This window comes from Methylohalobius crimeensis 10Ki, from assembly GCF_000421465.1.
In the GTDB taxonomy this organism is placed as follows: domain Bacteria; phylum Pseudomonadota; class Gammaproteobacteria; order Methylococcales; family Methylothermaceae; genus Methylohalobius; species Methylohalobius crimeensis.
Map to the genome: position 1 here is coordinate 2,000,733 of NZ_ATXB01000001.1, position 9,268 is coordinate 2,010,000.

Genomic DNA, 9,268 nt, shown 5'->3' on the forward strand with positions numbered 1-9,268 from the left:
AAACAGTCAACTAATCACCGCCCTCTCCCGGCGGTTGTCCGTTCCGCAATTTACACGCTTCCAAGGGAGGCAGCGACACTTGAGGCGGAGTCACGCCGGCCTTGCGCAAGGCGGCGTTCAATTCCTCGATTTGCCGGTCCAGTGCTTGGACATGCTCGAGCATGTGATTGATGGCATACGCCACGGGATCGGACATGTCCGGCGTCAAGCCATAAGCATCGAAACCCAATTGTTTGGCGATAGCCGCTTTATGGGCCGCCGATGCCTTGCGGTCGGCACTGACCACGTGGGCGGGAATGCCCACCACGGTGGCTCCCGGGGGGACATCTTTGAGCACCACCGAATTGGAGCCGATGCGGGCATTATCGCCCACCTGGATCGGCCCCAGAATTTTGGCGCCCGCTCCCACCACCACGTTGCGACCGAGGGTGGGATGCCGTTTCCCCTTTTTCCAACTCGTCCCGCCCAGGGTTACCCCGTGGTACAAAGTGCAATCGTCGCCGATCACCGCTGTCTCGCCGATCACTACTCCCATCCCGTGATCGATAAAAAAACGTTGGCCGATGTGGGCGCCGGGATGAATCTCGATGCCGGTCAGCCAGCGCGCAATATGGGACAGGAAGCGAGCGAACCAATACCAACCGTGATTCCACAGGCAATGACTGAGCCGATGCAACCACAGCGCATGCACGCCGGGATAGGCGGTCGCCACCTCCCACCAGGAGCGGGCGGCCGGATCACGAGCGAAAACACAGGAAACGTCCTCCCGCAACCGACGCCGCAGTTCGACCCAGCAATTCAGCATGATTCCTCCTTCCGCCAGGGGCGTTGGGCACAGGTCAAAATCCCGCGCAGGATATCCACTTCCCTTTTCTCCAACCGGGTGCGCCCGAACAATCGGCGCAAGCGGCGAAGGATGGATGGGGCCTGCTTGGTGGAATGCAGGAACCCGATTTCCGTCAAGGTCTGCCGAAGGTGTCCGTAGAAGGATTCCAGTTCTGCATGGGTGGCCAGTTCGGGCATTGGCTCCGAGCAAGGAAGCGATTCCCTGCGACTTAAAAGCAACTCATAGACGATGATCTGTACCGCAGCGGCCACGTTCAAAGAGCTGTACTCCGGATTACAGGGGATATGAAGCCAGTAGTGGCAAAGGTCCAATTCCTCGTTGGTCAAGCCGGATCGCTCGCGCCCCAGGACAATCGCCACTTTGGCGGCCGGCGCCTCTTGCCATACCTGTTCCGCGCATTGTCTGGGCAACAGCTTGGGCCATTGAATGGCCCGCTGGCGGGCACTGGCTCCGATCACCAAATGGCAATCGGCCACCGCCTCGGCCAGGTTGGGAAAGCAGGTCGCCCGGGCCAGCACATCGTCCGCACCCGCCGCCCGTGCGGTCGCTTCGGCGTGAGGGAAGAGCTTGGGAGCGACCAAGGCCAATTCATAAAACCCCATATTCTTCATCGCCCGGGCCGCCGCACCGATATTACCCGGGTGACTCGTTTCTACCAATACAATACGAATCTGTGGCAAGGTGATTTCCTACGACAAAGACGGGTAAATTGCCGGATTTTATCAGAAAAAAGGTATACTAAGTGCTTTGACCAACCAATAATTTCCTCTATGCATCCAATGCTCAACATCGCCACCCGTGCCGCCCGCCGCGCGGGTGACCTGATCGTACGATCCCTGGACCGGGTTGATTATCTCTCCATAGACACCAAAGGCCGTAACGATTTCGTCAGCGAGGTGGATCGTGCAGCCGAGCGGGAAATCATTCAAGTCCTTCACAAGGCCTATCCCAATCATCATTTTCTGGGTGAAGAAGGCGGCCGCCAGGGCAAATCCGACCGAGACGAGTATTTATGGGTCATCGATCCTTTGGACGGTACCACCAATTTCCTCCACGGTTTTCCCCAATTCGCCGTGTCTCTCGCGCTCCAGCACCGCGGCCTAATGGAACAGGCGGTGGTCTACGATCCCTTGCGACAAGAGATGTTCACCGCAACCCGGGGCGGAGGCGCTTCCCTCAACAACCGCCGGATCCGAGTCTCCGGACAGTCCGGCCTGGAAGGCGCGCTCATCGGGACCGGTTTCCCCTTCAAGCAACAGGAACACCTGGAGGCCTATTTGGGCATGTTCCGATCGGTATTCAAGGACAGTGCCGGCATTCGACGCGCCGGAGCCGCTTCCTTGGACTTGGCTTATGTGGCCTGCGGCCGTCTGGACGGTTTTTGGGAAATCGGCCTTCAGCCTTGGGATATGGCCGCGGGGGTGTTATTAATTCAAGAGGCCGGCGGACTGGTCAGCGATTTCGGCAACGGCGATCGCTACCTGGAGACCGGCAACCTCGTCACCGGCACCCCCAAGCTGCAACAGGCGATTTGCCGGGCCATCGCCCCCTTCGCCACCGGCGCCTTAAGCGCCTGAGTCACAGGCGCTCGGCGTCGGCCACCTCCTTTTCCGGCAGCAACAAATCCTCCCGCTTGACCTTGAATAGCAACAGGAAAGCGCTAGCGACGTAGATGGAGGAATAAGTCCCCACTACTACCCCGAAAATCAGGGCAATGGCGAAATTACGGATGATTTCGCCCCCCAGCACCGCCAGGGAAATCAGAACCAACAAGGTGGTTCCGGAGGTCAGCAGGGTCCGGCTCAAGGTCTGCGTGATGGAAGTATTGATGATTTCAGCGGGCTCGCCACGCCGTAGCCGACGGAAGTTTTCCCGAATCCGGTCGTAAACCACGATGGTGTCGTTGAGGGAATAACCGATGACCGCCAAGAGCGCCGCCAGCACCGTCAGATCGAATTCCAGCCGGGTCAAGGAGAAAAAACCGAGGGTGATAATGACATCGTGGACAAGCGCGGCGATCGCCCCCAAGGCAAACCGGTATTCGAATCGCCAGGCGATATAGATCAGAATACCGAACAAGGCGAACAGCAACGCCAAGCCGCCCTTCTCGGTCAATTCTTTCCCCACTTGCGGCCCGACGAACTCGACCCGCCGAAGTTCGGGCTCGGCACCTGCACCGGCACTCAAGGCCTGCAAGATATTGTCGCTGAGGGCCGCCGAACTGAGATCGGGATCCGGAGGCACGCGGATCAATATATCCTGCGTGGTGCCAAAATGTTGCACCGCGGCATCCTCATACCCAGCTTCTGCCAGCTGATTGCGTACCTCGGCCAAATCCACCGAAGCCGGATACCCCACTTCGACCAGCGTGCCGCCGGTGAAATCGAGCCCTAATGACAATCCCTGCACGATCAGTGATCCGAGGGACATTACCGCCAGAATTGCAGAAAGGACCAACGCCAGTTGGCGTTTGCCCATAAAATCGATACTGCGTTGCGAAACAAGCTGAGCCATGGTCACTCCTTTAAACCGCCAAACGCGCCACGCGGCGGTTGCCGTAAATCCAATTGATCAACATCCGCGTTACCAAAATCGCGGTGAACATCGAGGTCATGATGCCGAGGGACAAAGTCACGGCAAACCCCTTGACCGGGCCGGTACCGAAACTGAAAAGCACCAGCGCGGCAATCAAGGTGGTGACATTCGCATCGAAAATCGTTGCGAACGCCTTCTCATACCCTGAATAGATGCTCGCTTGGGGACTGTTCCCGTTGAGGAGCTCTTCCTTGATACGCTCAAAGATAAGGACGTTGGCGTCCACCGCCATCCCCACCGTCAGTACGATCCCGGCAATCCCGGGCAAGGTCAAGGTGGCTTGAAGAAGGGAGAGCAATGCGACCAGCATGATCAAATTCAAGGTCAGCGCCAGATCCGCCACCAGGCCGAAGACCTTGTAATACCAGGCGGTGAAGATCAGCACCACGACAAAGCCCACGATCACCGAAAGAAAACCGCGTTCGATGTTCTCCTGCCCCAGGCTGGGCCCCACGGTGCGCTCCTCGACGATATCCATCGGTGCCGCCAGCGCCCCGGCCCGGAGCAACAGAGCCAGGTTGCGGGCCTCTTCGGTATTGTCGAGGCCGGTGATTTGGAATCGTTTGCTGAAACGCCCCCGAATGGTGGCGATGTTGATGACTTCTTCGACCCGCTTGCGCTCTTCCACCGTTTGGCCGTCCACGGTCTTGGTGACGATCTGGTTTTCGATGAACACGACCGCCATGGGCTTGCCGACGTTTTCGCGGGTCACATCCGACATTTTGCTGGCCCCCACGCTATCCAGGGTCACGAAAACCGCCGGTGTCCCGGATTGCTGATCGAGCCCGGAGGAAGCATCGGTGATCTGATCGCCGGTCACAATGACCTGTCGCTTCAACAGCACCGGTTTGCCGCTCCGATCGCGGTAGATTTTGGCGCCCATGGGCACCCCCGTTTCCAGGGCGCTTCCCACGTCGTGCTCGGTATCCACCAAGCGAAATTCCAAGGTCGCTGTGGCCCCCAGGATCTCCTTGGCTCGAGTCGTGTCCTGCACCCCCGGGAGCTGGACCACGATGCGGTCTTCTCCCTGCTGTTGGATCACCGGCTCGGCCACTCCCAACTCGTTGACCCGATTACGCAAAGTCGTGAGATTTTGCTTCAAGGCGAAACTTTTGATTTCCCGCTGTTCTTTTTCCGACAAACGGGCTTCCAAAATCAGTGCGGCTTCATCCGGACTCAACACCAATTGGCGAAACTCGTCTTCGAGCAAGGATTCGGCCTGCGCCAGATCGCTGGCATTCTTCAGTCGGATTCGGATGGCCTGCCCGTCACGATCGATCGCGAGGTAGCGGATTTTAGCTTCACGCAAGGTGGTACGAAAATCCCCCACATAACGCTCCACTGCCTGATCGATGGCCGCCTCCATATCTATCTGAAGCAGAAAATGCACGCCGCCGCGCAAATCCAGCCCCAGATACATCGGTCTGGCACCGATGGACTGCAACCACCTCGGCGTCGCCGGCGCCAAATTGAGCGCGACCACGTAATCGTCTCCCAATTTTTCCCGCAACAAATCGGCGGCCTGCAATTGAGCTTCTGCGGTATTGAAGCGGATTAGGAAATTCCCCTCTCGAGCTCCCATACGCTTGGAAGTCAAACCCGCCTCGTCAAGGGTATTCTTGACCTTGATTTCCAGGCTCTTATCCAGCAAGGCGCCCCGCTGGGGCGAGACCTGCACGGCGGGATCCTCACCGAACAAATTCGGCAGCGCGTAAAAAAGCCCGATCCCCAATACCACAATAATCAATACGTTTTTCCATAGCGGAAAGCGGTTTTGCATGACAGTCTCTTATATTTTTATTGCTTTTCCGTCTGGGCAATCTTTTTCTTGACTACCTTATAAGTTCCTTTGGGCAAGACGCTGGAAATGGCATTGCGCTGCACCTGAATGCGCATGCCTTCCGACACTTCCAGCACCACAAAATTTTCATCCAGATCCGCCACTCGGCCCAGGATGCCGCCATTGGTCACCACTTCGCTCCCCTTGGCGATGGAGGCCACCATTTTCTTATGTTCCTTGGCGCGACGTTGCTGAGGCCAGATGAACAAAAAATAAAAAAAAGCGAAAATCACCAGGGGCAGCAACAGGCCGGCCCAACTCGGTTGTTGCGCCTGGGGCGCGCCCTGGGCGAATGCGTCGGCAATGAAAAATCCCATAAACGTTAGATCCTTTCGGTTGGCTTCAAAAAAGGCAGATTATGCCACAAGAGGCTCGGCTTTGCCGCGTTCACGATAAAAGTGATCGATGAACTCTTCCAATTGATGAGCGGCGATGGCCTTCCGCAAACCGTCCATCAGCTCCTGGTAGTAATGCAAGTTGTGAACCGTGTTCAGGTGAGCTCCCAGGATCTCCTTGCAGCGATCCAGATGGTGCAGGTAGGAACGGCTGTAATGGCGGCAAGTATAGCAATCGCAAGAATCGTCTATCGGCCGCGTGTCCGCTCGGTATCGGCTGTTGCGAATTTTGACCACTCCGAAACGGGTAAACAAGTGACCGTTGCGTGCATTGCGGGTAGGCATCACGCAGTCGAACATATCCACCCCGCGGCGCACACTCTCGACGATGTCTTCCGGGGTACCGACTCCCATCAAATAACGCGGTTGATCGGCGGGCATTTGAGGCAGCAATGCGTCCAAAATTCGGTAACGGTCCTGTTTGGGCTCGCCCACCGACAACCCCCCGATGGCATACCCATCAAAACCGATTTCCAACAACCCTTCGAGGGAGCGCAAACGCAATTCTTCGTATACACCGCCTTGGACGATCCCGAATAAAGCGGCGGGGTTGTCACCATGCCCTCGGCGGCTACGCTTCGCCCATCGCAGAGACAATTCCATGGATGATTGCGCATGTTCAAAATTTGCCGGATAAGGGGTACACTCATCGAAACACATGACGACATCCGCCTCCAAGGCTCGTTGGATCGCCATGGATTCCTCGGGACCCATAAATATTGCGTCTCCGTTGACGGGAGATCGAAAGCGTACGCCCTCCTCAGTAATTTGACGCAACTTGCCAAGACTAAAAACCTGGAATCCGCCGGAATCGGTCAAAATCGGCTTATTCCAATGGATGAAGCCATGCAGCCCCCCATGAGCCTGTATGACTCCAACTCCTGGTCGAAGCATTAAGTGAAAAGTATTGCCAAGTATCATCTCCGCCCCGACGGAGAGAAGATCTTCCGGCGTCATAGCTTTTACTGTGCCGTAGGTTCCCACCGGCATGAAAGCCGGTGTCTCCACGTCACCTCGATTGAATTGCAACCGTCCCCGCCGGCCCGATCCAGACGTCATCATCAACTGAAATTTCATCGTGTATGAACAAGTTGTTAAAACATGGTTACATGAATAGGCTAAACCATACACCCCGCCAAGAGCATGGGCGGGTATGGCAAATAACAACACGCAGACAAGGAAATGCTGCTGGGTGGCCAGATCCTTCTAGCCTTCCTGTCTCGAGCAACAAATCCACTCTGGCATTCCTCACGCATCGTCAGAAAAAAACAGAGACTGTGTTTTTTACAAGGTTTTTAACTGTGGCGGGGTCCAGCGGTCTGCCCTGTTTCAGATCAGAGCAGGTCAAATTTGTAAACAGCCATTCAGATCCACGGATTCTCACTCAAACGCTATACTTGACTAGTAAGGAATAATTGCATCCGGCAACATGAGCCGGTATTTCCAACCCAGACGGACGATAATTCATGGATTCTGAGCAATAGGCTATCTGCAAATGACAAGATGCCAAGATTATATTGAATTATAGTATACAACAATCGATCTGATACAGACACAAATAACCATAAGCGTAGATGGTATATAGGCGCTCCGGAGCCCAGCATTAAGCTATGTCAAAAAGTCAAGCCAAGAGTCGCAAAATGCGGCAAGACCTGCATTTAAGCTTGAAGTGGAAGATAGTCATCATATTAGGATCGATTCTTCTATCCATTCATGGAATTTTGTCGGGGATAACGATAACCACGTTACAGCGACAATACAAGGAACAACGGATTGAATCACATGAAAGATATAAGAAGACCATCGAGTTGTTAATATCACAATCATCACGTTTATTGCAGCAAATTGCGGAGACAATCCCGCTTTTCTCAGAAAATATACACCATAACAGAAATAACGAGGATCACATAGTTGATACTCTGAATAACTATTGGAGTGCGTTTCAACTCACTTGGGGGGTGGAAGGTATCCAGTATTTAGATAGAAATGGAAAAACCATCGAGACATGGGGATCGAGGAGCATTAAAGAAAATGATTTTTCAAAAATTAGAAAAATTCTTGAAACAGAAAAGCCTTTGTTTTTTATTCAATGCCACAATTCATGCCTCCAATACATAGGGATCCCTATATTAGATGGTAATGGCACAAACAAAGTACTAATCATAAGCAAAAGCTTGGCTGATATCGTACTGGACTTCAATACGATCACACATACACAAATCGGAATTTTAACCAACAACCCCAAATCCGGTAAAAAGACCTATTGGGGCCACCATCTGGACGCAATCACTAACCCGTTGAAAAACAAAGAAATTTTAAGAAACACTGAAATTGCATTTTCTCTTAACAGTCTAAAGTCTTCCATTAAGAACTTGCAACTGCACGGCAATACTTATGAAATAAAAGCATTTGATATTCCCGGCGGCGAAGGGCAGTACCCCACCTTTATAGTCATCGACGATATTACCAAAATTTACTTGTCTCAAAGACAAAACACCTTCAATCATGTTGCAAACGGAGGAATCAGTTTAGCAATAGGAATGATGCTATTATTGTTATTGCTTAGAAAACCTCTACAACGAGTCACCAACTTATCTAGAATACTTCCCTTACTTGCAGAAGGCCGTTACATATCGGTTAGAAATAGACTCTTGCATCATAACAACACCCTCCTTTTAAGAAATGACGAGATAGATTATCTCGTAAAAAGCGTTTTACAATTAAGCTATAAACTGGAGGATTTACAAACTGAAAGAGATAAAAGTGCTCAGGATCTAAAAAAACAACATCGAATCTTGGAGAAAGAAAGAAATTTTAGTCAGGAACTCTTGGATTCTGCACCATTAATCATTTTAACCCAAAGTTTTTCCGGAGAAATAATTACCATAAACCAATACGGAAAGCATATCCTGGAAAAAACACCTTTCAAATCGAGGGCTTTTGAAGAACTATTCTTGGAAGACAAACCCGATGACATAAATGCAAAATATATATTGCTAGATATCAGAAATAACAAGATATCTAGGGCACAATTCGAATCGCAACTAAACCTTTCGGATTCTCAGCCTCGTTACATTACCTGGTTCCATACCCGGCTGAATCATTTCGGTTCAGAATCACCATTAATTTTATCCATTGGACTTGACATTACGGATCGTAAAATTGCCGAGGATAGATTAAAATGGCTGGCGGATCACGACCCATTGACCAACCTATATAATAGAAGAAAATTTCAACAAGAATTCGATATAATTCTACGTAAATCTTTGAAGAAGAACCAATCAGGTGCAATATTATATTTTGATTTGGATCAGTTCAAATATGTAAACGATACGAGTGGGCACCAGGCTGGGGATGCTTTACTCCAAAGAATTGCAAATAAAATTAAGCATATCACCCGCAGCACAGACTTAATCGCTCGATTAGGTGGTGACGAGTTCGCGTTGGTGATACAAAATACCAATCAATTTGATGCTACTCAGATAGCTGAAAAACTTTTCAATTCTATTTATTCCATTGATTACAAAGTAAACGAACACCCTTTTAAAATAACCGTTAGCATCGGAATCGCCATGTTCCCGGAGCACGGAC

The 9,268-nt window shown here is 52.0% G+C and carries 8 protein-coding genes (1 of these 8 running past the window's edge); 2 read left to right on the forward strand and 6 right to left on the reverse strand.

What is annotated here, in order from left to right:
• Window positions 1-10: 10 nt before the first annotated feature.
• Window positions 11-805, reverse strand: coding sequence for a serine O-acetyltransferase (gene cysE / locus H035_RS0110075; RefSeq protein WP_022948854.1), 795 nt, complete (start codon window positions 803-805; stop codon window positions 11-13).
• Window positions 799-1,527: an RNA methyltransferase gene (locus H035_RS0110080; protein WP_022948855.1), complete on the reverse strand. Its 729-nt coding sequence runs from the start codon at window positions 1,525-1,527 to the stop codon at window positions 799-801. Before H035_RS0110080 ends, cysE begins: the two co-directional genes overlap by 7 nt.
• 90 nt (window positions 1,528-1,617) lie before the next feature.
• Between H035_RS0110080 and H035_RS0110085 the strand changes: the two genes are divergently transcribed.
• Window positions 1,618-2,424, forward strand: a complete 807-nt coding sequence (locus H035_RS0110085; RefSeq protein ID WP_026596481.1) for an inositol monophosphatase family protein — start codon at window positions 1,618-1,620, stop codon at window positions 2,422-2,424.
• A 1-nt stretch (window position 2,425) separates the two neighbouring features.
• Here H035_RS0110085 and secF read toward each other — a convergent pair whose 3' ends face one another.
• From secF to tgt, 4 genes are read right to left on the reverse strand one after another with little or no spacing between them, the layout of a single operon-like run.
• Window positions 2,426-3,361 (reverse strand): protein translocase subunit SecF, encoded by a 936-nt coding sequence (gene secF / locus H035_RS0110090; RefSeq protein WP_022948857.1) that lies wholly within the window; start codon window positions 3,359-3,361, stop codon window positions 2,426-2,428.
• A 10-nt stretch (window positions 3,362-3,371) separates the two neighbouring features.
• Window positions 3,372-5,222: a protein translocase subunit SecD gene (gene secD, locus H035_RS0110095; RefSeq protein WP_022948858.1), complete on the reverse strand. Its 1,851-nt coding sequence runs from the start codon at window positions 5,220-5,222 to the stop codon at window positions 3,372-3,374.
• A 17-nt stretch (window positions 5,223-5,239) separates the two neighbouring features.
• The gene (gene yajC / locus H035_RS0110100; RefSeq protein ID WP_022948859.1) at window positions 5,240-5,599 is read right to left on the reverse strand and encodes a preprotein translocase subunit YajC; all 360 of its coding nucleotides are present in this window, start codon (window positions 5,597-5,599) and stop codon (window positions 5,240-5,242) included.
• Window positions 5,600-5,638: 39 nt separating this feature from the next.
• On the reverse strand, window positions 5,639-6,754 hold the full coding sequence (tgt, locus tag H035_RS0110105; RefSeq protein ID WP_022948860.1) for a tRNA guanosine(34) transglycosylase Tgt: 1,116 nt from the start codon (window positions 6,752-6,754) through the stop codon (window positions 5,639-5,641).
• Between the two features lie 563 nt (window positions 6,755-7,317).
• Here tgt and H035_RS19165 point away from each other — a divergent pair.
• Window positions 7,318-9,268, forward strand: partial view of a bifunctional diguanylate cyclase/phosphodiesterase gene (locus H035_RS19165; RefSeq protein ID WP_161624022.1) — the 5' portion only. 881 nt of this gene lie beyond the right edge of the window; only the first 1,951 of its 2,832 coding nucleotides appear in the window; the start codon lies at window positions 7,318-7,320; its stop codon lies off the right edge, out of view.

What these genes read in the sequence shown, in the direction of transcription:
- cysE (WP_022948854.1), bottom strand. Translation starts at nt 805, where the DNA reads ATGCTGAATTGCTGGGTCGAACTGCGGCGTCGGTTGCGGGAGGACGTT.
- H035_RS0110085 (WP_026596481.1), top strand. Translation starts at nt 1,618, where the DNA reads ATGCATCCAATGCTCAACATCGCCACCCGTGCCGCCCGCCGCGCGGGT.
- secF (WP_022948857.1), bottom strand. Translation starts at nt 3,361, where the DNA reads ATGGCTCAGCTTGTTTCGCAACGCAGTATCGATTTTATGGGCAAACGC.
- secD (WP_022948858.1), bottom strand. Translation starts at nt 5,222, where the DNA reads ATGCAAAACCGCTTTCCGCTATGGAAAAACGTATTGATTATTGTGGTA.
- yajC (WP_022948859.1), bottom strand. Translation starts at nt 5,599, where the DNA reads ATGGGATTTTTCATTGCCGACGCATTCGCCCAGGGCGCGCCCCAGGCG.
- tgt (WP_022948860.1), bottom strand. Translation starts at nt 6,754, where the DNA reads ATGAAATTTCAGTTGATGATGACGTCTGGATCGGGCCGGCGGGGACGG.